The sequence below is a fragment of the Ralstonia sp. Ralssp135 genome, from assembly GCF_047304345.1.
Lineage (GTDB): Bacteria > Pseudomonadota > Gammaproteobacteria > Burkholderiales > Burkholderiaceae > Ralstonia > Ralstonia chuxiongensis.
Genome location: NZ_JBGLYZ010000014.1, coordinates 1 through 22,036, shown reverse-complemented (window position 1 = coordinate 22,036; position 22,036 = coordinate 1). Strand labels below are relative to the sequence as shown.

The window sequence follows — 22,036 nt, the reverse complement described above, 5'->3', positions numbered from 1 at the left end:
AGGCAGCGCCTTCACATCAAACACCGTAGAGGCGTTCGCACAGCGCTGCACTGGCGCCGAGCTTGCGCGACAGGTCGGAAGCCGCCTGCAACTGCTTCGTGACGAAATCGCCAGTGGTGCGCGCCGCTTCGAGCCGGGACGCTGCACCCGATAGCGTGAGCGCGGCCATGAACTTGTCGCCGGAGCCGAAGATGGGCGTGGCAAATGCCGCCGTGTGTTGATCGCGCGCGCCGGAGGTGAACAGCGGCAACTCCGGTGTCTCGTCATACAGCGTTTCACCCAGGCCCCAGTAGCGCAGCACATGGCTGATGGCCGTGTCGTCCAGCGGAAGAGACGTGCCGGGCAGGCGCGTCTCGCGCAGGCCCTCCGACGGTTCAGCGCGAAATAGGCAGAGCCGCCGACCGTGGTCGATGACGTAGTACGATGCGCTCTCTCGCGTGGCTGCCGCCAGCGCGTGCAGCACCGGTTCCACCACGGAAGACAAGTGGAACGACTGCTCATAGAGTTTGCCGAGATACAGCAGGCGCGGCCCGAGCGAGTACGCACCAGACTCGGAGCGAATGACATAGCTCATGCGCTCCAGCGAGTTCATCAGCCGATACACCGTGGTCTTGTGCATGCCAGACGCCTGCGCCAGGGCCGCGAGTGAAAGAGCTTCCGCCCCCGGCTTGAAGCAATCCAGCAAAGCCAGCGCCTTTTCTACTGCGGCAACACCGTCATTCCCCATTTCCAACTCCCCGAACGCATGTGCGGCAGGATTGTACTATGTACAACGATGTTGTATCTGGCGGAAGGGTAAACGCTACTGGATCGCTCCGCTCGCCCTGGCTATAGTGATTTCACTGAGTACACCACAGTTGTACAGAGTAAAACATCACAGACTGAGGCTAGCTTTTCATGAGTACCCCTTCACACACCACTTCCGCCATCGTTCGCGATATCGAGCGGGTCTCGCCCGCGCTGGTCGAGGCGGCTGCCCGCTTTCAGGCAGCCATCCTTGCCGACGTTGCCGGCCGCCGCGGTACCCTGAATGGCCGCGTCAAACCGCTCGCTCCGACGATGAAGGTGGTCGGCCCCGCCGTGACGGTTGAAGTCCGCCCCGGCGACAACCTTGCCATCCACGCCGCGCTCGCGGTCGCCAAGCCCGGTGATGTGATCGTGGTGGACGGCAAGGGGGACCAGAGCTGCGCCCTGATCGGCGAAATCATGACGACGCAGGCGCACGCCACGGGTATTGCAGGGTTCGTCATCGATGGCGCAGTCCGCGACTCGCACGAACTGGCGCACGGCGCGTTTCCGATTTTCTCCGCCGGCTTGAACCCGTGCGGGCCGACCAAAAGCGTGGCAGGTCGCGTAAATCTGCCTGTGTCGGTCGCAGGCGCGACGGTGCATCCGGGTGACCTGGTGGTGGGCGATGCGGATGGCGTGGTCGTGATCCCGCGTGCCGATGTTGAGCGCATTCTCGTGCTCGCACAGAAAAAGGTGGACGCCGAAGCTGCCCGCATTGCCGCCATCCAGAAGGGCGACACGCGCCCCGGCTGGCTTGAGAAAGAACTGCGCGCCGCAGGCATGCTGGCAGAAGGCGAGGCACTGTAATGAGCACGACTGCGACCAAGCCTGTCCTGCTTGTCACGGCGGCTGATCTGGCGCCCCAGGCGTTGGACATGCTGGGCGATTTCGAAGTCGTGTTTGCTGGCAAGCAGCCCACCGAAGACGACATCGTCGCGCTCTGCGCCCGGCACAAGCCGGTGGCGATCATCGTGCGCTACGGCAAGATCAACGCCCGCATCATGGACGCTGCCGGCAATCTGCAGGTGATTTCCAAGCACGGCAGCGGTATCGACGTCATCGATCAGGACGCCGCTGCAGCGCGTGGCATTGCGGTGCGTGCCGCGGCGGGTGCCAACGCCGCAGCCGTGGCCGAGCATGCGTGGGCGCTGATCCTCGCGTGTGCAAAATCTGTCCCGCAGCTCGACGCGCGCATGCGTGCGGGGCATTGGGACAAGGCAACGCACAAGTCGATTGAACTGGATGGCCGCACGTTTGGCCTGGTCGGCCTGGGTGCGATCGGGCGTCGGGCTGCTGCCATCGGCCTGGCGTTCGGTATGCGCGTTCTCGCATTCGACCCGTACACAAAAGAGGCGCCGGCAGGCGTCAAGCTGGTGACGCTTGGTGAGTTGTACGCGCAGTCGGATGTGGTGTCGTTGCACTGCCCGTTGACCGCAGAGAACCGCAAGATGCTGAACCGCGACGCGTTCACCTGCTTCAAGCCGGGCGCGATTCTGGTCAACACGGCCCGCGGCGGCCTCATCGACGAACCGGCGCTGGTTGAAGCGCTGGCCAGCGGCCGGCTCCGTGCGGCTGGGCTTGACAGCTTCGACGTGGAGCCGATGACCACGCCGCACCCGTTCCAGGGTGTTGCGAACATCATCCTGTCACCGCACATCGGCGGCGTGAGCGACGCGGCCTACGTGAACATGGGCAAAGGCGCGGCGGCCAACGTGCTCGCGGTGATCGAAGAACGCACGCGCACGGCGGCGTGATGTCCATGTTCCTGCTCTCGCCACCGGCTGTGCGTGAAGCTGAAGTCTTCACACGCATGCCAGCCAGGTTCCGCAAGCCCGACGTCCAGACGGAATGGGCGCGCGCCAATCGCGGCGGGCAAGCCACCGATTCGTTCCTTGAAGGGCCGGTGTGGAGCCCGGATGGCCACGGCCACGGTCATCTGTACGTGACGGATATCCCGCACGGCCGCGTCTTCCGCATCTCGCCGGCGGGCGATTGGGAACTGGTGACCGAATACGACGGCGAGCCCAACGGCATGAAGTTCGTCGACGATGCGCACCTGCTCATCACCGACTACCGCAACGGGCTGATGCTGCTCGACATCAAGCGCGGCGAAGTCACGCCCTATCTGGAGCGCCGCAACTCGGAGCGCTTCAAGGGCGTGAACGATCTGACGTTCGATTCGCGCGGCAACCTGTACTTCACCGACCAGGGGCAGACCGGGCTGCATGACCCGACCGGGCGCGTCTATCGCCTGTCGGTGGAGGGCAAGCTCGACATGCTGCTCGGCAATTGCCCCAGCCCGAACGGGCTTGTGCTGTCGCCCGACGAGAAGGTGCTGTACGTCGCCATGACACGTGGCAACTGCGTATGGCGTGTGCCGTTGCAGGCAGATGGCTCCGTCAGCAAGGTCGGACAGTTCTTCACATCGCACGGCCCGAGCGGGCCCGATGGTTTGACGATCGACACGGCGGGGCGGCTGTTCGTGGCCAACCCCGGGCTCGGCCGCGCATGGGTGCTGAACCACCGTGCAGAGCCCGAGGTGATCGTGACCAGCCCCGAAGGTGCATCGCTTACGAACCTGTGCTTCGGTGGCCCTGAAATGAAGACGCTCTTCATGACCGAATCGGTGTCCGGCACGGTGCTCAAGACCGAGATGGACATCGCCGGCCCGCTGCCGCATCGGGCAAAACAGACAAAGCCCACGACTTAGCTCATCGATACGCAACCCCTAGCGCTCATAGAAGCGCGATGGAGGAGACCATGCAAATGTCCCAGACTCTGAGTGCCACCACGCCACCGCACGGCGCGGATGTGCGCACCGCCGCCACGCTGCCCGATGCCGACTACCAGGCGAGCGAACGCACGCTGGCCAAGGCGTTCCGCCGCATCCTGCCGTTCATCTTTGCCTGTTATGTGATCAGCTATCTCGATCGCACCAACGTGGGCTTTGCCGCGCTCACCATGAACAAGGACATTGGCCTGACGGCCGAGCAGTTCGGGTTCGGGGCGGGACTGTTCTTCATCGGCTATTTCCTGTTCGAGATCCCGAGCAACCTCATCATGCAGAAGGTCGGCGCGCGCATCTGGATCGCGCGGATCATGATCACGTGGGGCCTGTTCTCGATGGCCACCGCATTTGTGGTCGGGCCCAAGAGCTTTGCAGCAGCACGCTTTCTGTTGGGTCTTGCCGAAGCGGGCTTCACGCCTGGCATCTACCTGTATTTCACGCAGTGGTTTCCGGGCAAATGGCGCGCCAAGGTGACGGCTGCCTTCCTGGTTGGCATTCCGGTGGCGAACATGATCGGCTCACCCATTTCCGGCGCGCTGCTCGAACTCGGTGGCCTGCATGGGCTGCGCAGCTGGCAATGGCTGTTGCTGATCGAAGGGCTGCCGGCGGTGCTGCTTGGTATTGCGTGCCTGTTTGTTCTGGCAGACCGGCCGGAAAAGGCCACGTGGCTGAGCGACGATGAAAAGGCCGTGCTCGCGCGCCGCCTCGCCATGGAGCAACGCGACATCGCCAGCAAACACGGCTCGACCCTGCGCGATGCAATGACCAACTGGCGTGTCTTCGTGCTGGCGTTCATCAACTTTTGCGGCATCGTCGGCTCCATCGGCGTGGGCCTCTGGATGCCGCAGATCATCAAGCAGTTTGGTGTCGAGCACGCGGTGGTCGGCTGGCTGACGGCCATTCCGTACGCGATTGGGGCGGTGGTCATGCTGTGGTGGGCCCGCGTGGCGAACCGCGCGCAGAACCGCATCCCCTATGTGGCCGGGGCGCTGGTGGTTGCAGCGGTCGCGCTGGCGGCCAGCACCGCCGTTGATGTACCGGCACTCAAGCTGACGGCGCTGTGCCTGACGGTGAGCGGCATCCTGGCGTTCCAGGCCACGTACTGGGCGATTCCCTCCACCTTCCTCACGGGCCGCGCGGCCGCGGGCGGCCTGGCGCTGATCGTTTCCGTCGGCAATCTCGGAGGATTTGTCGGCCCATCGATGATCGGTGCCATCAAGCAGTTCTCGCATGGTTTTGCAGCGCCGCTGCTGGCGGTGTCGGCCGTGCTGCTTATCGGTGCGCTGTCCATCGCTTGGCTGGGCGATCCCGGCGCTGATGCCGGTGAAGCCACCCGCCGATGACGCGATAGCAGTACCTTTCTTCCTAGACATTCAAACAGCGCCGCACAGCATACGACGGCGCCAGGAGACAAACATGCAAGTGACGGCCAGTACCGGTGTCACCGAGATCGAGCAGCGGACCCTGCGCAAGGTGGTCTGGCGGCTCGTGCCGTTTCTTATGCTCTGCTACCTGCTGGCCTTCATCGACCGCGGCAACGTCGGCATGGCCTCGCTGCAGATGAATCATGACCTCGGGCTGACGGCCCGCGTGTTCGGGTTTGGCAGCAGCCTCTTCTTCGTGTCGTATTTCTTCTTCGAGGTGCCGAGCAATCTGGCGCTGCAACGCTACGGCGCGCGCATCTGGATTGCGCGCATCATGATCACGTGGGGGCTGATCTCGGCCGCGACGGCACTGGTGCAAGGCCCGGCATCCTTCTATGCGCTGCGCTTCCTGCTGGGCGCGGCGGAGGCCGGGTTCTTTCCCGGCGTGCTGCTGTATCTGTCGTATTGGATTCCGGCAACGCACCGCGCCCGCATTGTGGCGACGTTCATGGTCGCGATTCCCGCGGCAAGCTTCATCGGCTCGCCCATCTCGGCTGCGCTGCTGCAGATGGATGGGTTTGGCGGCCTGCGCGGCTGGCATTGGCTGTTCATCCTAGAAGGCATTCCCACGGTACTGCTCGGCATCGCCTGCCTGCGCCTGCTGACCGATCGGCCCGAAGAAGCCAAGTGGCTGTCGAATGACGAGCGCCAGTGGCTCACGAATACGTTGGCCGGTGAAGCGCGCGGGCCCAAGAAAGTTGCGCAGATGCCGCTGGCGAAGCTGTTCCGCAATCGCTACGTGCTGTGCCTCGCCCTGGTGGACGTGTGCGCGTCGGCCGCCGGCAGCACGCTGTCGGTATGGCAGCCGCAACTCCTCAAATCGTTTGGGTTGACCGTCATGCAGACGGGGCTGCTCAACTCGGTGCCGTATGCAGTGGCTTCGGTGTTGATGGTGTTCTGGGGTCGCCGGTCCGACCGACTGAAGGAGCGCCGCTGGCACACCGCCATTCCCATGCTGCTGATCGGGCTGGGCCTGTTCGGCACATCGCTGAGCGGATCTTTGGTGCCAACCATGGTGATGCTGTGCGCGGTGCTGGTGGGCGCGTATTCGTTCAAGGGACCGTTCTGGGCGCTGGCCTCCGGCATGCTCTCGAACAGCGCGGCCGCTGCGGGGCTTGCCACCATCAACGCGATTGCCAACCTCATTGGCGGCGGCCTGATGGTGAACGTGTACGGCTGGGTCAAGCAGGCCACCGGCAGCTACGCGCTGGCGCTGATGCCGCTGGCGCTGCTGACGCTGGTGAGCGTGATGACGCTGCTGCTGTTGAGCCGCTCGACGCCGGAAGCGCAGGTGCTGAACAAGACGGAGACCGCCTGACATGAGCGCACTCAATAGAAGGCAGTTCCTGCAGATGGCGGGGGCAAGTGCCGTGGCAGCCGCTGTACCGGCTCTCGCCGGGGCGGAAGAGTTGTGGTCCAGCGGTAGCGACTCACCCACGTTCAACTTGCCGGCCGGCGCGGTGGATTGCCACATGCATATCTACGATGACCGATTCCCCAGTGCCCCGGGCACCACGCTACGGCCGCCCAACGCGAGCATCGAGCAGTACCGCAAGGTGCAGGCGCGCTTGGGCGTGCGGCGCAACGTGGTCGTCACGCCGTCGACGTACGGAACGGACAACCGCTGCACGTTGGATGCGCTGAAGCGCTTCGGGCCAAATGCCCGCGGCGTCGCGGTGGTCGATACTTCCGTGACGGATGCCCAGCTTGCGGAGATGCACGCGGCAGGTGTGCGGGCCATCCGCTTCAACCTGAGCTATCCGGGCGCCACCACCGTCGACATGCTTGCGCCGCTGGCGTCTCGCATCGGCGCACTTGGGTGGCATATCGAGCTTGTCGTGCAAGGCGCGAAGCTGCCCGCGCTGGAGCCGCATCTGCTTGCGCTGCCGTGTCCGCTGGTCATCGACCACATTGCACATGTTCCGCAGCCGGGCGGCATGCAGTCCGACGCCATGCGCACAGCGCAACGCCTGGTCGACAAGGGAAACACGTGGATCACGCTGTCCGGTCCATATGTCGATACCAAAACAGGTGCACCAGCCTATGCGGACGTAGAGCCCGTGGCCAAGACATTCATCAACATGGCGCCCGAGCGCATGCTCTGGGGCACCGACTGGCCGCATCCGACCGAGAAGACGCACAAGCCCGACGATGCCGCGCTGGTCGATACGATTGCCGCGTGGATCGGGCGTGCGGATTGGCAACAGATGATCTTTGCCGCCAATCCGGTGAAGCTTTACGGCTTCGGTTGACCGTTCCCTTTTCGGCTCTGCGGCCTCGGTTCGGTCAAATAGCCCGGGCCGCTGTCACCGCACGCGGCTGGGCCAGCATGTCCGGCTGCAGAATCTCATCCAGCGCCTCGCGGCTGAGCAGGCGTTTGTCCAGCACGAGCTGATACACGCTGGTGCCACTGACGAGCGCCTCCTGCGCAATCGCCGTCGCATTCGCATAGCCGATATGCGGATTGAGCGCGGTGACGATGCCGATCGAGTGCTCCACATTGGCGCGCAGGTGCGCTTCGTTGGCGGTAATGCCGTCGACGCACTTTTCCGCCAGCGTCAGGCACCCGTTGCGCAGGTGCGAGACGCTCTTGAACAGGCTGTGCGCAATGATGGGCTCGAAGGCGTTGAGCTGAAGCTGCCCGGCCTCGGCAGCAAAGGTGACGGTCAGGTCATTGCCGATCACTTCGAACGCAATCTGATTGACGACTTCCGGAATCACCGGGTTCACCTTGCCGGGCATGATGCTCGACCCCGCTTGCATGGGGGGAAGGTTGATCTCGCCCAGCCCCGCACGCGGGCCGCTGGAGAGCAGTCGCAGGTCGTTGCAGGTCTTCGAAAGCTTGACCGCCGTCCGCTTGAGCACGCCCGAGAGCTGAACGAACGCGCCCACATCCTGCGTGGCCTCCACCAGGTTGTGCGACGTCACCAGCGGAATGCCCGTGATTCGCGCCAGATGCCGGCAGACCGCGGCCGCATAGTCCGGATGCGTGTTGATGCCCGTGCCGATCGCCGTGGCACCCAGGTTGATCTCGCGCATCAATGCCGCTGCTTCGGCCAGGCGCTCCTGGTCTTCGCCCAGCATGACGGCATAGGCGCTGAACTCCTGGCCGAGTGTCATCGGTACGGCGTCCTGGAGCTGCGTGCGGCCCATCTTGAGCACACCGCGGAATGCTTCGGCCTTGCGCTCGAATGCTTGCCGCAACACGCCCATGGCATCGATCAGGGCCAGGACGCCCTCGTGCGCGGCAATCCGCAGCGCGGTCGGATAGACGTCGTTCGTGCTCTGGCTCAGGTTGACGTGTTCGTTCGGGTGCAGGTGCTGGTAATCGCCGCGCGCGTGGCCAAGAGACTCCAGCGCCAGGTTGGCAATGACCTCGTTGGCGTTCATGTTGGTGGACGTGCCTGCGCCACCCTGGATGACATCGACGACGAAATGCGCGTGGGCCTCGCCCGCCCGCACACGCTCGCATGCGTGGACGATCGCGTTGGCATGAAGGCTGTCCAGCAGCCCCAGCTCATGGTTGGCCAGCGCTGCGGCAGCCTTCACGCTGGCCAGTGCGCAGAGCAACTGCGGATAGACAGAAATGGGGGTGCCGGTAATCGGAAAGTTCTCCAGCGCGCGCAGCGTGTGAACGCCGTAGTAGGCGTCGCTGGGGACTTCGCGGTCGCCGAGCAGGTCGTGTTCGATACGGTGGGTCATGTCGTTTGTAGTGAAGCGTTGGAATGCGATGGAGAAGGGTGGGCGAGGGCGCGCGCAACGCAGTGCTGCGCCAGGACATCGGTCGGGTCGATCAGCGTGACGAGCCGGCCTTGCGGCGTGTTGACGCTGGCGTGCGGCAGCAGCAGCGGCAGTTCCGTGCAACCAAGAATCACCACCTCGACGCCGCTCGCAGCCAACTCGTCAATGGCGGCCATCAGATCGTCAACGCAGGCGCCTGTGGTGCAGCCCGCTTTCACGCCCTGCGGGCCATAGATGGCGTTCATCACACGGGCTTGCTGCTCGGTGCTGGGCACCACTTGCTCAAGGCCGGCCGCCTCCAGCGCCTTGCGGTACACACGGCTGGCCACCGTGCCGGAGGTTGCCAGCAGGCCGACCTTGCGCAAGGCCGGAAACGTGTTGCGGATATGCTCGGCCGTCACGGTCAGCATGTTGACGATCGGAATGCCGAGATACGGCTGTACGCGCTCAACGTACGCATGTGCCGTGTTGCACGGAATGGCGATGATGTCGGCGTCGCCCGCCTCCAGCTTGCGGCAGGTGGCGTACAGCGAGACGGTCGGGTCCGGACCTTCGCCGATGAGGTTTTCGGTGCGGTCGGGAATCTGCGGGTTTTGCTCGACCATCAGCTTGATGTGGTCCTGATCGCGCGTGGCCGGCGTGTTGCGCACAATTTTCTGCATGAAGTCGACTGTGGCGGCGGGCCCCACGCCGCCCACCACACCCACCTTGAACAGCTTGCCAGGCGCATCGTGTTGCCCCGACACCACGTACTGCGCGTAGGCCAGGTTGGAATCGACGATGGGCACGCCAAGGGGCCCAAGCTCGTCGAGCACCAGGGCGATCTCGGTCAGTCCCGGCAGGATCACGTCGACACCCTGGTCAACAAGGTCCGCGCAGGCGTCGCGCAACAGCCCGATGGGGCGCCCGCGCAGGTTGCCGCTTTTGATCCCGTCGGGGGCGTACACCGCTTCGGTCACACGGTCGATGCCGTCAACGCGCGGGTGGACGACGTCGAACTCGGGCGCATTGAAGTAGCGCTCGAACAAACGCTTGCTGCGCGTGGTGTCCGAAGCGAGTACCCCGATGCGGCGCGCGGCCGGAAACTTGCGCCGCACGTGGCTGCGTAGCCCCGCCATCATGTCGACGATCGGCAACGGCGAATTGGCGGTCAGCTCGTCGATGAAGGTGTGGCTCAAAAAGCAGGGCAGCACCACCGCTCCGATGCCGCGCCGCTGGAAGTCGCGGATCAGATCGAAGATGTAGAGCTTGCGCTCCGTGGTGGCTGCCGTTGTGTGGCCCGCCTGAGAAAACGGATGCTGCTCGAACACGATGTCGAGATGCTCGGCATCGGTGCTGGCCGGGGTGGACTGGATCAGCTTGAAGAACACGTCTGCGCTGGCCAGCGCCCCCAGCCCACCAATCACGCCCAGCGAGCGACGCGCGTGCGGTGTTGTCATTTCACTTCGCCCGGAATACCAGAAATGCCCGAAACGTTGGAGATGCCGGCGAAATCCTGCGTCTGCTCACGTGCGGCGCGGCGCGCTTCCCACTTGGCGATGGCCGTGGTGGCGATGCTGTTGCCGACCACGTTGGTGGCCGTGCGGCCCATGTCCAGGATCTGATCGATGGCCAGGATCAGCACCACGCCCGAGGGCGGCAGATGGAACATCGGCGCCACCGCTGCCACCACCACCACCGAGCCGCGTGCCACGCCTGCCATCCCCTTGCTGCTGAGCATCAGTACCAGCAGCATGAGGATCTGCTGCGACAGCGACATCTCCACGCCAAACGCCTGTGCGATGAAGAGGGCAGCAAACGTCTGATACATCATCGAGCCATCAAGGTTGAACGCGTAGCCCAGCGGCAGCGTGAAACCGACGACCTTCTTGTCGACGCCAAAGGCCTCGAGTTTTTCGGTCAGGCGCGGGTAGGCCGCCTCGCTGCTGGCGGTGGAGAACGCCAGCATGGCCGGCTCGCGAATCGCCTTGAGCAGTGCCCACGTCTGGCGCCCCAGGAAGATGTGGCCGATGCCGATCAGGATGGTCAGCAGCAGCGCCAGCCCCAGGTAGAAGCTGCCGACCAGCTTGCCGTAAGTTGCCAGCACATCCAGGCCATGCAGCGTAATGGCCGAGGCAATGGCGCCGAACACGCCGATGGGCGCCAGCGCCATGACGTAGTCGGTCAGCTTGAGCATGGCCGGCACGAGGGCATCGATGGCGCGCGACAGTGGCGCGACACGTTCGTCGCCCTTGAGCACGCCCAGCACCACGCCAAAGAACACCGAGAACACCAGGATCTGCAGGATGTCGTTGCGTGCCATGGCATCCAGCACGCTGGTGGGGAACGCGTGGGTGATGAAATCCTTGAAGTTCAGGCCGGCGGTGTTCAGGCCGGTGGCAACATCAGCGGCGTTGGGCGTCATGTTCAGCCCCGCCCCCGGCTGCAGCACGTTGGCCAGCACAAGCCCTAGCGCCAACGAGATCAACGACGCGCAAAGAAACCACGCGATGGAGCGCAAGCCGATGCGCCGCACGGCCTGCGTGCCCTCCATGCCGGCCAGGCCCGAGACCAGCGTGGCGAATACCAGCGGCGCGATGATCATCTTGATCAGCCGCAGGAAGATGTCCGTGATGATGGAGAAATAGCCGGCGATGGCTTTGGCGGCATTGGCGTCGGGTGCGAGCTTGTGGCACGCATAACCCACGGCGATGCCCAGCAGCATGCCTGCCAGGATAGTTGCGGTAAGGCGATTCTTTTTCATGGTGCTCCGTCCAGTGAGGTCTCTTGCCGGAATCGGAGAACACCGAATCCGTGGCCTTTCGCATGACGCCGGCCGGTTATTCGGCTCGGCTTTCATTGCGTGGACGGAGTGTAGGAACGGCAGCGTGCGCCGTGATGCGGCTCCCGCAAGGGCTCATGCGAGCGCCGCATAGTTCGGGTAAACGAGCAAACGGCCCGCCGAGGCAGGTTCAGGGCAGGCTCAGATGGCGCCAGAGCTTTTCCAGCAGCTCATTGCGCGTGTACTGGTTGCGATACACACGCAGGTCCAGATCGAGCGACCAGGTTGGGCCGCCCGCCGGCACCAATACGCCGGCGGCAAGCTCCGCCTCGATCGAACTCTTTGGCAGCCAGGCAATGCCTTCACCGGCGAGCAGCATCTTCTTGAGCATTTCGGCCATGTCGGATTCATAGTCGAGCCGCAGGAATGGTTGCGCATCGGCCTGGCTCAACAGCAGCGCCAGGCAACGGCCGAAATAGCTCGTTGGGGTGTAAGAGATGAGCGGCAGGGGCCGGTTGGCCGTGCCGGGCAGGCGGTGCATCGGCCCTAGCCGCGCATTGGGCTTGCTGACCGGCATGAAGGTGTCGCGCCCGACTGTCAGACTGGGGTACTTGATCGGGTCAAGATGCAGCGGCAGGCTGGGATGGTCGTACGCAAACATCAGGTCGCAGGAGCCGTTGACCAGCATGAGCACCGAGTCGTGCACATTGCCCGGAATGACACGCGCGCGCAGGTTGCCGATGTGCTTGCCCACCATCGCCAACCAGGTTGGCAGGCAGTTCAATGAGATGGTGTGACCCGCCGCAATCTGCAGCCCCGGCCCGGGCATGCGGTGCTCGGAGCGGATGATGGCGCGTGTGTCGATCAGCTTGCTCAGCACGTCGTCCGCGGCTTCTTCAAACAGGCGCCCGGCTGCCGTCAATGTGGGCGGATAGGTGCTGCGATCCACCAGCTCGGCGCCCACCCACTGCTCAAGCGCCTGGATACGCCGGCTGAAGCCGGACTGGGTGACATTGCGGATTTCCGCCGCCCGCGAAAAGCTCTGGTGCTGCGTGAGGGCAATAAAGTCCTCGATCCATTTGACTTCCATGACCCCTCCGGCGCGGTGCGTTCAATGCTGTGGAGGCTATCCGTTCGGCTCACGCGAGGTGGCACGTGTTTACCCTAGGTATGCGATATCCGCATGACCGCATGCGGCCTCCGCATCGTGCCGCTTCACGCATAACCAAAGATAAAAACGGTCGTTCCCTCAACCGCAGGGCTGCCCATATGCTCGCCGGACCAACCTTCCGGAGACGCACCATGACGCAGCCGTCCTTGAGCACCGCCCCCGCCTGGAAACCCGACACCGTGGCTGTCCATGGCGGCTACAGCGCAGACCCGACCACTCGCGCGGTGGCGGTACCGATCTACCAGACCGTTGCATTTGCGTTTGACGACACACAGCACGGCGCCGATCTGTTCGACCTGAAGGTGCCGGGCAACATCTACTCGCGCATCATGAACCCGACCAACGATGTGCTGGAGAAGCGCATTGCCGCGCTTGAAGGCGGCATCGGGGCGCTGGCGCTGGCGTCGGGGCAGGCGGCCGTGACATACGCGATCCAGACGATTGCGGAAGCGGGCGACAACATCGTCTCGGCCAGCACGCTATACGGCGGCACCTACAACCTGTTTGCGCACACGCTGCCGCAGTCGGGCATCACCACGCGGTTTGCCGATCCGCGTGACCCTGCATCGTTCGAAGCGCTGATCGACGACCGCACCAAAGCCGTCTTTGCAGAGACGGTCGGCAACCCGCTAGGCAACATCACGGACATTGCCGCGCTGGCCGAGATCGCGCACCGCCACGGCGTGCCGCTCATCGTCGACAACACTGTGCCCACGCCATACCTGACGCGGCCCTTCGAGCACGGCGCCGACATCGTTGTGCATTCGCTGACGAAGTATCTGGGCGGCCACGGCACAAGCCTGGGCGGTGCGATCGTCGATTCCGGCAAGTTTCCGTGGGCCAAGCACAAGGCGCGCTTCAAGCGGCTGAACGAACCTGACGTGAGCTACCACGGCGTCGTCTATACGGAAGCCCTGGGCGACGCGGCGTACATTGGCCGTGCCCGGGTGGTGCCGCTGCGCAATACCGGCGCGGCGCTGTCGCCGTTCAACGCATTCCTGATCCTGCAGGGCATCGAAACGCTGGGCCTGCGCATCGACCGCATCACGCAGAACGCCGCGCACATCGCCCGGCATCTGCGCGGCCACGCCAAGGTGGAGTGGGTCAATCACGCCAGCCTGGACGATCACCCCGACCACGCGCTCGTGCGCAAGTACCTCTCGGGCAAGGCGCCGGGGCTGCTTACGTTTGGCGTTAAGGGCGGCTTTGCCGCTGGCGCGCGCTTTCAGGATGCGCTGCAGTTGTTCACGCGGCTGGTGAACATTGGCGACGCGAAGTCGTTGGCCACGCATCCGGCATCGACCACGCATCGCCAGCTCTCGGAAGCCGAGCTGGCCAAGGCTGGCGTGCGGCAGGAGACGATCCGGTTGTCGATCGGTATCGAGCACATCGATGATCTGCTCGCCGATCTGGATCAGGCGCTGGCGCGCGCCTGATCGGGCGCAGAACCGCGCTGGTTTACGGCTGCGTTGGCCGCTCCGGATACGCCTGCCGCAGCGCCTGTGCCAGCGCGTCATGCAAGCGCGCGCCGAGCGCTGTCAGAACGTGGCGGTCTCGCGTGAGCAGCGAGATGACGCGCTCGGGCATTGGCTGATCGGTCTCGATAAAGTCGATCGTCTGACGGATGATGGGCGAGCGCGTCGATTCGCTCGACAGCAGAAGCAGGGCGTCCGATTTCCAGCACAGCTCGAGCAGCAGCGTCATGGAGTTGCATTCGACCACGCGTTCGGGCGGAGCGAGACCGGCATCGGCAAACAGTCGGTACAGCGGCGAGTGCTCGTCAGTAAGCGAATCGGGGGCAAGCCACTCTTCTTGCTGCAAGGCACGCAGGGGCTGGTGGCCGCGCAACGGGTGGCCCTTGCGTACGCCGATCAGCGTCTGCGCGCGGCAGACCACGGTGTGGTCGAACCCGCGTTCGCCCGTCTGCAACTGAGACGTCAGCGCAAAGTCGATGGCGCCCTCGCGCAGCAGTTCCAGCAATTGGCCCGGACGTGCCTCCAGGATGCGCAACCGCGCATTGGGAAATTCGCGCCGGAAGGTTACGAGGCAGTCAGCCACCGGCCCGATGAGCGCGGTGACGGGGGTGACGCCCACCGTCAATTCGCTCGTCACCGCCCCTTTCATGTCTTCCAGGTCTTCTCGTGCGCGCTTGACACTTTCGTTGATCAAGCGTGCATGCCCGACCAGGCGCTGGCCATACGGCGTAAGCCGGATGCCCTTGCTGGAGCGTACGAACAGCGTTGCGCCCACGCTCGTTTCCAGCTCCTTGATGGCCTTGCTGAGCGCGGGCTGCGTGATGTGAAGCAGGCGCGAAGCCTCCTGGATGCTGCCCGTCTCGGCAACGGTGACCAGTGCGCGTAGCTGGTTGAGCTTCATAGGTGTCCTTGATACACGGCGCAGCGAAGAGCTGGCATGCCGCACCGCCAGCCAGCAACTGTACTGCGGAATTCTCCCGGGGCGACCGTTGGACTAGCCGGGCAGGCTGGGATGCGCGCTCCGGCCATAGCCAACAGCTATAGCCATGAAAAAAAGCGAGAGGCGGAATCGGCCCGACCGCTCCTACTATTGCCCTTCAATCCAGCGCATTGCGGGACGCTCATAGAAGCCCGCCCGACTGGAGGAGACATCAAGATGGATGCCCAGATCGCCGTGCCCGCTGGCGCCCCGCGCCAAGGCACCACCACCGTGACCCCACATTCGAGCCGCGCTGTCGTTGCCGCCGCCATCGGCAACGGGCTCGAAATGTACGACTTCACGGTCTACAGCTTTTTTGCCGCCACCATCGGGCGATTGTTCTTTCCGTCGAGCAGCCCGCTGGCCTCGTTGCTGTTGTCATTCGCCACCTTTGGCGCGGGCTTTGTCATGCGGCCGCTGGGTGCCGTGCTGATCGGCAACATGGCTGATCGGCGTGGCCGCAAGGCAGCACTCACACTGACGATTGCATTGATGACGGCCGGCACCGCGCTGATCGCCTTCACACCGAGCCACGCGACGATCGGCGTGACGGCAACGGTGCTGGTGGTGCTCGGGCGCTTGCTGCAGGGGCTGTCGGCCGGTGGGGAAATCGGCGCGGCGTCGGCGCTGCTGCTGGAATCGGCCAGCAAGGGCCGGCGCTGCTTCCTGGTGAGCTGGCAGGCGGCCACGCAGGGCGCGGCGGCGCTGCTCGGCGCGTTGAGTGCGGCCGGTGTGAGCGCCGTGCTCAGCCCCGAGGCACTGCAGAGCTGGGGATGGCGGCTGCCGTTCTTGCTGGGCTTGTTGATCGCGCCGGTTGGCATGTACATCCGCCGGCATCTGAAGGAGACGCACGAGGCCGCCCCGCACGGCAGCGTGGTCGACGTGCTTCGCCAGCATGCGCGCACGCTGGTGCTGGGCATGCTGCTGATGACAGGGGCCACTGCGTCCATGTACATCCTGATCTTCTACATGCCCACGTATCTGATCCACTCGTTGCACATGCCGCCGGTCACGGCATTTCTCACGGCGTGCGTGGCGGGGGCAACCATGCTGGTCATGTCGCCGTTGTTTGGCTTGTTGGCCGATCGCTTGCCGACGCGCAAGCCGATGCTGTATGTCGCGTCTGCGGTCAGCCTGTCGTGCACGTACCCCGGCTTCGTGCTGCTGTCTTCCGGCGCGGGGTTGGCTCTCACCATGGGGTTGATCGCGCTAGGCGTGACGTTCATGTCGGTCAGCAATGGCGCGGGCGCGGCGCTGCTGATGGAAGCCTTCCCGCGCCAGCATCGCGCGACCGGCATGTCGGTGATGTACAGCCTGGGTGTGACCGTGTTCGGCGGCTTTGCGCCGCTCATCGTTACGTGGTTGCTGGGCGTAACCGGCAACCCGATGGCACCGGCCTGGTATCTGCTGGCCAGCAGTGCAATCAGCCTGGGCGCGCTCACGCTGTTCCCGACCTATCCCGGCCGCGATTGAGATTGACGTCGCGCCATCGTTGCCTCCACCCAGTCCGCCTCTGACCTCGCACCATGTACCTCGATCCGAATTCACCCAGTATTCCCCAGGCCCTGCACGTGGGTGCTGACCGCTTTGCCGAACTGCGTCATCGCATCCATGCCAATCCGGAATTGGGTGCCGACGTGCCGCACACCTCCCAGCTCGTCGCCGGTCTGCTGCGTGAATGGGGCTATGACGTGCACAGCGTTGGCGGTCACGGCCTGGTGGGGCAGTTGAAGGTCGGCAACGGCACGCGCACGATCGGCCTGCGCGCTGATATGGACGCCCTGCCCATGCAGGAGCGCACAGGCTTGCCCTACGCCAGCCAGGTGGCCGGTCGCATGCATGCGTGTGGCCACGATGGCCATACCGCCACGTTGCTTGCCGCCGCCGAGCACCTGGCAGCCACGCGCAACTTCAACGGCACCCTGAACCTCATCTTCCAGCCCGATGAAGAGGGCCTGTCCGGCGCCGTGGCCATGATGGAGGATGGTCTGTTCGAGCGCTTCCCCTGCGATGGCATCTACGCTTTCCACAACGCGCCCGGCTTGCCGCTGGGCGTGGCAGTCGTGCAGAGCGGCCCACTGGGCGGTTCGTCAGATCGTGTGACGGTGACTTTCAGCGGGCGCGGTGGCCATGGCGCCATGCCTAACCTGGCTGTGGACCCGACGCTGGCTTTGGCGGCAACGGTCGTGGCGTTGCAGGGTATCGTCTCGCGCAACGTCGCGCCTGTGGATGCGGCCGTCATCAGCGTTGGGCAGATGCAGGCCGGGACGACTCACAACATCATCCCCGAAACGGCCATGCTCAAGTTGAGCGTGCGCGCCACCAAGCCGGAGGTGCGCGAGCTGCTGGAGACGCGCATCCGCGAGGTCATTACGCACCAGGCCGCATCCTATGGCGTGCGCGCGGAGATCGTCTACGAGCGGTTGGTGCCGGCCATCTGCAATACACCCGAGCAGACCGCTATCGCGCGCCGTGCCGTGGCGAGCGTGGTGGGCGAGGAGCGCGTCATCCAGGTGCCGCCGTCTTCGCAGATGGGCAGTGAAGACTTTGCCTGGATGCTGGAGAAGCGCCCTGGCTGCTACTTCGCGCTGGGCAACGGTTTGGGCGGCCAGTGGGTCGGCTGCTCGTTGCACAACGACGGCTACGATTTCAACGACAAGCTGATTCCGATCGGGGCGGCATGCTGGGTAGCGCTGGTGGAGGATCAGTTGCGCGCAGAGGGCTGACGCGCAGGCGACTCCCCCAGCCGCGCCTGCCGGAATACCAGAGCCATCACCAGCAGGAACGGCACGCCCACCACCAGCGTCATGCGGAAATCCGCCATCCAAGCCGTACTGACGATGATGACCGCCATTGCGACGGCTCCGATGACGGTCAGCACCGGAAAGCCCCACATGCGGAACCGCAGCGTGCGCCCTTCGCGTTCCGCTGCGAGGCGAAAGCGCAGGTGCGTGATGAAGATGACGAGCCACGTAAAGAGCGCGCCGAACATCGCCAGCGCCATCATCAGAAGAAACGAGTGCCCCGGCAGCACCACGCTGAGCACGGCCGCGAGCGCTGCACCGGAACTGGACACGGCCAGCGCGCGCAAGGGCACGCCGCGCTGGCTCACCACACCGAGCGCCCTGGGGGCCTGCCCGCCACGCGCCAGGCTGAACAGCATGCGCGTCGACACATACAACTGCGCGTTCATCGACGACAGCGCTGCCGTGAGCACCACGAAGTTCATCACGCCCGCACCGCCGGCAATGCCGAGGATTTCCATCACCCGCACGAAGGGGCTTTTGCCTGTGCCGGCCTGCTGCCACGGCACCACGGCCAGCATCAGTGCGAGCGTGCAGAGGTAGAAGAACACCAGCCGGAACAGCGTGGAGCGGAATGCGCGGGTGGCGGCTGCTTCGGGCTCGCGCGCTTCACCGGCGGCCACGGCAATCAGCTCGATACCGAAGAAGCTGAAGATGCTGACCACCGCGCCGAACCACACGCCATTCCAGCCGTGCGGCACAAAGCCGCCCGCGCTCACGTAGTTGTGAAAGCCGATCGGCCCGCCTGCGGGTGCGCGGTGAATGGCATAGCTCGCCACTGCCAGAAACGCGACGATCGCCACCACCTTGATCATCGAGCACCAGTATTCGGCCACGCCGAATACCTCGACACTGCTGGCGTTGATCCACACGAGCACGGCGGAGAACCCCACGATCCATACCCACGCCGGCACGCCCGGAAACCAGTACGCCATGTATACCGCCACCGCCGTCACCTCCGCACCGATCACGAAGACGACCGCCGCCCAATACGCATAACGCACCAGGAAGCCGGCGAGCGGGCTGATGTAATGCTCGGCATAGGCCCCAAAAGAGCCGGTGGTCGGGTGGGCCACAACCATCTCGGCCAGGCAGCCCATGAGCAGCAGCGCAATGAGCGCACCGATGGCGTAGCTTGCAATCACGCCCGGGCCGGCCAACTGGATGGCCGCGCCACTACCCAGGAACAGGCCGGTGCCGATCGCGCTGCCGATGGCGATCATGGCGAGTTGCGCAGAAGAAAGACGGTGCTGCAGGCCGCCTTCGCGTGCGGCCAGCGCTTCGAAGCTGCCTGTGGCCTTGGTCATGGTGTTGTCCTGACTGGGGAAAAGGCCGGGATGATACGCCGCTCCATGAAAAACGCCCCGCACGGAGGCGGGGCGTCTTGTGTGACCGGACGGAGGTTGATCAGCGCGCCACGGGTTTGGCGTACTGGATCGGAACGTCCACCCGCGCCTGCGGCAGCGTCTTCTTGAGTTGCGCACGCGCATTCACGGCATCCTGGAACGAAGCAAAACGCAGGGTGCTGATGTTCAGGTGCCCGTAATACTCCGCCGATACCGGCGTTGCCGGCAGGCTGCTCACTGCCTGGCGCACGCTGTCGACCGACACCTGCGAGACGACCACCTCGTTGCGGCTCTCGCCCACCACGCCACGCTCATTGACCACCTGCGTGACGGCTGAGGATGCCACGCCCGCTGCCTTGGTGCGCGTGCCGCTGGAGAGCACCTTGAACGACTGCGATTCGATCTGCACCGTCGGCGCGCTTGCGTATTGCGTCAGTTCCTGCGTGCTCAGGTGTTTGCCCACCGTCAGGTCGGCCGCCTGGCACGCCGAAGCCATCGAGAGGAGCGCCGCCAGCGCCACGGTCTTCATCAGGGTTGTATTGATCATGTTGAATGGTCTCCGAACGGGCTCACTTGGCAGCAATCACGCGATACTCCACGGCCAGCGGCGTGGCGAGGGTCACGGTGTGGGTACCGCCCTGGGGCTGGTATGTCGAACAGGCGTTGGTCGGCACGCCGCTTACGGCGTAGACCTCCCACGTGCCGGCTGCGTTCTCGCCATAGAAGGCGTAGCTGCCCAGACCGTACTTGTTCACGGTATCGACGCCGTTGTTGTAATAGCCGTTGTAGGGCAGGGACAACGCCGACACCGTGCCCGAGGGCGACTTCACAAAGAAGCCGACACTGCCCACGCACACCGAGCCCGATACGCGCAATTGCAGGGCGTCGACCTTGTCGGTGCCCGACACGTTGAACTGGCCGAGCTTTTGCACCGCGCCGTAGTTCAGCTGGTTCACGTTAGCAAAGGCCGCCGCGAAGTCCGGCACCGACAGAGCGGCCGGCTTGTAGGTGACAGTGGCCTTGGCCATCTTCACCGCCGCTGATGCATCGACCAGACCGAAGCCGTACCACGTGGAATATGCATAGCCGGCGGCATTGGTCTGCCAGCCGTAGTCCAGCCGCGCGGTGGTCGCGCCGTCAGTCAGCGCGGCGCTGGTATCGCCCGTGGCGGCACCGGTGAGCAGGTCGATTCGCGCGTTACGGCCGTCACGGCTGCCGTAGTCGGCGTCGATCTTGCGGGCCGTCGCACGCAGGATTTCGCGAACATCGCGCCACGTCAGATTCGGATTGGCCGCCAGCATCAGCGCAACCACGCCGGACAGCGTGGGCGTTGCCGCCGACGTGCCGTTCATGCTCGAGTAGTCGCACTTAGCGTTGTCTTTCAGGTTGGTAGCGGTGCCTGCAATCGCAAAGTCATAGGTGTCGTCCGGATTGGCTCGGCTGTAGCCGCGTGCGCAGCCGCTGAGGTCGGTGGAGAAAATCTTTGGGCCGCTGCCCGTTTCACCATATTTGCCGCCGTTGCCGTATTCGCCGCCCAAGCCTGTGATCCAGTTGACCGATCCGGCGTTGGAGTAGCTCGACTTGATGCCTTGCGCGTTTGCCGCGCCGACAACGATCACGCCAGGCTCCAGGGCTTCCGGATCATTGGCGGGATTCTCGCAGCCGATCATGCCGGCGGTGCCGCCCACGGTCGGGCACGTGCGCGGCGGAACGCTGGCGCCATCGTTGATGTATTCATATTCATTGCCCGACGCCTTGAGCATGACCAGCCCGCGGCCGCCACGCAGGTTCGGGAAGGCGCGTACCGCTGCCTGTGTCGAGGTGGACGTGTCGTATTCCAGCGGTGCCTGCGGGTTCGCGCCGTACGAGGCATTGATGATGTGGCCGTTCTTCGACCAGTCGGCGCCGCCGTAGGCCGCGGTGATGTCGGGGTTCGCCGCGCCGATAAAGCGCGCCCCGCCCAGCGTCGCGCGCGGAGCAATCCCCATGACGCCCTTGCCGTTCTGCGCCGCGGCGATGATGCCGGCCACGTTGGTGCCATGCGCGTCTTTGATGTTCGCGGGAATGTCTGCCGGTGTCGGATCGTTCGAGCCATCGTCGAAGTTGTGCGTCATGTCCGAGTTGGCATTGGCGAACAGATCTTCGTTGTGCACGTCGATGCCGTCGTCCAGCACGAGCACGTTCACGCCCTGGCCCTTGACGCCGGCCTTGTGCGCGTCTTCCACGTCGATGTCGGTCGTGCCGTTGGCCACCAGGCCGAACGCCGCGAAGAAGCTGGTTGCCTGCTTGAGCGCCCATTGGTAGGCGTACAGCGGCTCGGTGCTGCCGGTCTGGCAGGCGTACTTGGCATCGACGCCGGTTTCTGCGCACGTGGATGCGGGCGGCGTGTTGCCGCCGGTGTTGCCGCCGTTGCTGGCGGTGTTGCTTCCCGAGTCCCCACCGCCGCACGCGGCCAGGGCCACGGTGGCGAACAGCGTCAAGGCAAGCGATTTTCCCGTAATGTCTTTCACGAGACCCCCGTTTTGTCGTTGTGTGTTGTGCAAAGCGCGGGATGTCCGCACCGCTTCGACCTGTTCGACGAAGAGAGGGCACGTCGCACGTGCCCGCCGCGAGCGCATGGGCGCTCATCAGGTCGGGCCGGATGCTCGCATGCACGCCAGTGGGGATTCAACGACGAAAGCGCCTGTGCCCGCGAACCGGTTCGGCCGTCGCGCGAACCTGTCAGCGCGTCTCAGTCTTTGGGGCGGCTGCGCGGGGG

General features: G+C 64.6%; 18 protein-coding genes. 9 read left to right on the top strand and 9 right to left on the bottom strand.

Annotated elements, in window-relative coordinates:
* Positions 1-16: 16 nt before the first annotated feature.
* The gene (locus tag ACCD03_RS11985; protein ID WP_413411696.1) at positions 17-727 is read right to left on the bottom strand and encodes an IclR family transcriptional regulator; all 711 of its coding nucleotides are present in this window, start codon (positions 725-727) and stop codon (positions 17-19) included.
* 170 nt (positions 728-897) lie between these two features.
* Between ACCD03_RS11985 and ACCD03_RS11980 the strand changes: the two genes are divergently transcribed.
* The 6 genes from ACCD03_RS11980 to ACCD03_RS11955 all read left to right on the top strand — a co-directional run bounded on the left by ACCD03_RS11980 (position 898) and on the right by ACCD03_RS11955 (position 7,253).
* Positions 898-1,596 (top strand): RraA family protein, encoded by a 699-nt coding sequence (locus ACCD03_RS11980; RefSeq protein WP_413411695.1) that lies wholly within the window; start codon positions 898-900, stop codon positions 1,594-1,596.
* Complete coding sequence (locus tag ACCD03_RS11975; RefSeq protein WP_253535244.1) at positions 1,596-2,543, top strand: hydroxyacid dehydrogenase; 948 nt, start codon at positions 1,596-1,598, stop codon at positions 2,541-2,543. Before ACCD03_RS11980 ends, ACCD03_RS11975 begins: the two co-directional genes overlap by 1 nt.
* Before the next feature lie 5 nt (positions 2,544-2,548).
* Positions 2,549-3,499, top strand: coding sequence for an SMP-30/gluconolactonase/LRE family protein (locus ACCD03_RS11970; protein ID WP_253535683.1), 951 nt, complete (start codon positions 2,549-2,551; stop codon positions 3,497-3,499).
* A 50-nt stretch (positions 3,500-3,549) separates the two neighbouring features.
* The gene (locus tag ACCD03_RS11965; protein WP_413411694.1) at positions 3,550-4,920 is read left to right on the top strand and encodes an MFS transporter; all 1,371 of its coding nucleotides are present in this window, start codon (positions 3,550-3,552) and stop codon (positions 4,918-4,920) included.
* Between the two features lie 73 nt (positions 4,921-4,993).
* Complete coding sequence (locus ACCD03_RS11960; protein WP_253535240.1) at positions 4,994-6,319, top strand: MFS transporter; 1,326 nt, start codon at positions 4,994-4,996, stop codon at positions 6,317-6,319.
* Between the two features lies 1 nt (position 6,320).
* Positions 6,321-7,253 carry an amidohydrolase family protein gene (locus tag ACCD03_RS11955; protein ID WP_253535230.1) on the top strand — a complete coding sequence of 311 codons (933 nt, stop codon included), beginning with the start codon at positions 6,321-6,323 and terminating at the stop codon, positions 7,251-7,253.
* Positions 7,254-7,287: 34 nt separating this feature from the next.
* Here ACCD03_RS11955 and aspA read toward each other — a convergent pair whose 3' ends face one another.
* The 4 genes from aspA to ACCD03_RS11935 all read right to left on the bottom strand — a co-directional run bounded on the left by aspA (position 7,288) and on the right by ACCD03_RS11935 (position 12,593).
* Positions 7,288-8,703: an aspartate ammonia-lyase gene (gene aspA / locus ACCD03_RS11950; protein ID WP_253535228.1), complete on the bottom strand. Its 1,416-nt coding sequence runs from the start codon at positions 8,701-8,703 to the stop codon at positions 7,288-7,290.
* Entirely contained in the window at positions 8,700-10,181 is a 1,482-nt protein-coding gene (locus tag ACCD03_RS11945) for an amino acid racemase (protein ID WP_413411693.1), read from the bottom strand. The genes aspA and ACCD03_RS11945 overlap by 4 nt, the downstream gene beginning before the upstream one ends.
* Entirely contained in the window at positions 10,178-11,485 is a 1,308-nt protein-coding gene (locus ACCD03_RS11940; protein WP_413411692.1) for a dicarboxylate/amino acid:cation symporter, read from the bottom strand. The genes ACCD03_RS11945 and ACCD03_RS11940 overlap by 4 nt, the downstream gene beginning before the upstream one ends.
* 208 nt (positions 11,486-11,693) lie before the next feature.
* Positions 11,694-12,593 carry a LysR substrate-binding domain-containing protein gene (locus ACCD03_RS11935; RefSeq protein WP_253535225.1) on the bottom strand — a complete coding sequence of 300 codons (900 nt, stop codon included), beginning with the start codon at positions 12,591-12,593 and terminating at the stop codon, positions 11,694-11,696.
* Positions 12,594-12,805: 212 nt separating this feature from the next.
* Here ACCD03_RS11935 and ACCD03_RS11930 point away from each other — a divergent pair, with 212 nt between their 5' ends.
* Positions 12,806-14,110 (top strand): O-acetylhomoserine aminocarboxypropyltransferase/cysteine synthase family protein, encoded by a 1,305-nt coding sequence (locus tag ACCD03_RS11930; protein ID WP_413411691.1) that lies wholly within the window; start codon positions 12,806-12,808, stop codon positions 14,108-14,110.
* A 22-nt stretch (positions 14,111-14,132) separates the two neighbouring features.
* Here ACCD03_RS11930 and ACCD03_RS11925 read toward each other — a convergent pair whose 3' ends face one another.
* Positions 14,133-15,050 carry a LysR substrate-binding domain-containing protein gene (locus ACCD03_RS11925; RefSeq protein WP_045202094.1) on the bottom strand — a complete coding sequence of 306 codons (918 nt, stop codon included), beginning with the start codon at positions 15,048-15,050 and terminating at the stop codon, positions 14,133-14,135.
* 255 nt (positions 15,051-15,305) lie between these two features.
* Here ACCD03_RS11925 and ACCD03_RS11920 point away from each other — a divergent pair, with 255 nt between their 5' ends.
* Positions 15,306-16,601 (top strand): MFS transporter, encoded by a 1,296-nt coding sequence (locus tag ACCD03_RS11920; protein WP_413411690.1) that lies wholly within the window; start codon positions 15,306-15,308, stop codon positions 16,599-16,601.
* Between the two features lie 53 nt (positions 16,602-16,654).
* On the top strand, positions 16,655-17,854 hold the full coding sequence (locus ACCD03_RS11915; protein WP_413411689.1) for a M20 aminoacylase family protein: 1,200 nt from the start codon (positions 16,655-16,657) through the stop codon (positions 17,852-17,854).
* Here the strand turns inward: ACCD03_RS11915 and ACCD03_RS11910 are convergent.
* From ACCD03_RS11910 to ACCD03_RS11900, 3 genes are all read right to left on the bottom strand, one after another.
* Positions 17,833-19,239, bottom strand: a complete 1,407-nt coding sequence (locus ACCD03_RS11910) for an amino acid permease (protein WP_413411688.1) — start codon at positions 19,237-19,239, stop codon at positions 17,833-17,835. The two genes, ACCD03_RS11915 and ACCD03_RS11910, sit on opposite strands and share 22 nt — an antisense overlap.
* Before the next feature lie 100 nt (positions 19,240-19,339).
* Positions 19,340-19,825: a hypothetical protein gene (locus tag ACCD03_RS11905; RefSeq protein WP_413411687.1), complete on the bottom strand. Its 486-nt coding sequence runs from the start codon at positions 19,823-19,825 to the stop codon at positions 19,340-19,342.
* Between the two features lie 22 nt (positions 19,826-19,847).
* Positions 19,848-21,788, bottom strand: coding sequence for a S8 family serine peptidase (locus ACCD03_RS11900; RefSeq protein ID WP_325654327.1), 1,941 nt, complete (start codon positions 21,786-21,788; stop codon positions 19,848-19,850).
* Positions 21,789-22,036: the final 248 nt, after the last annotated feature.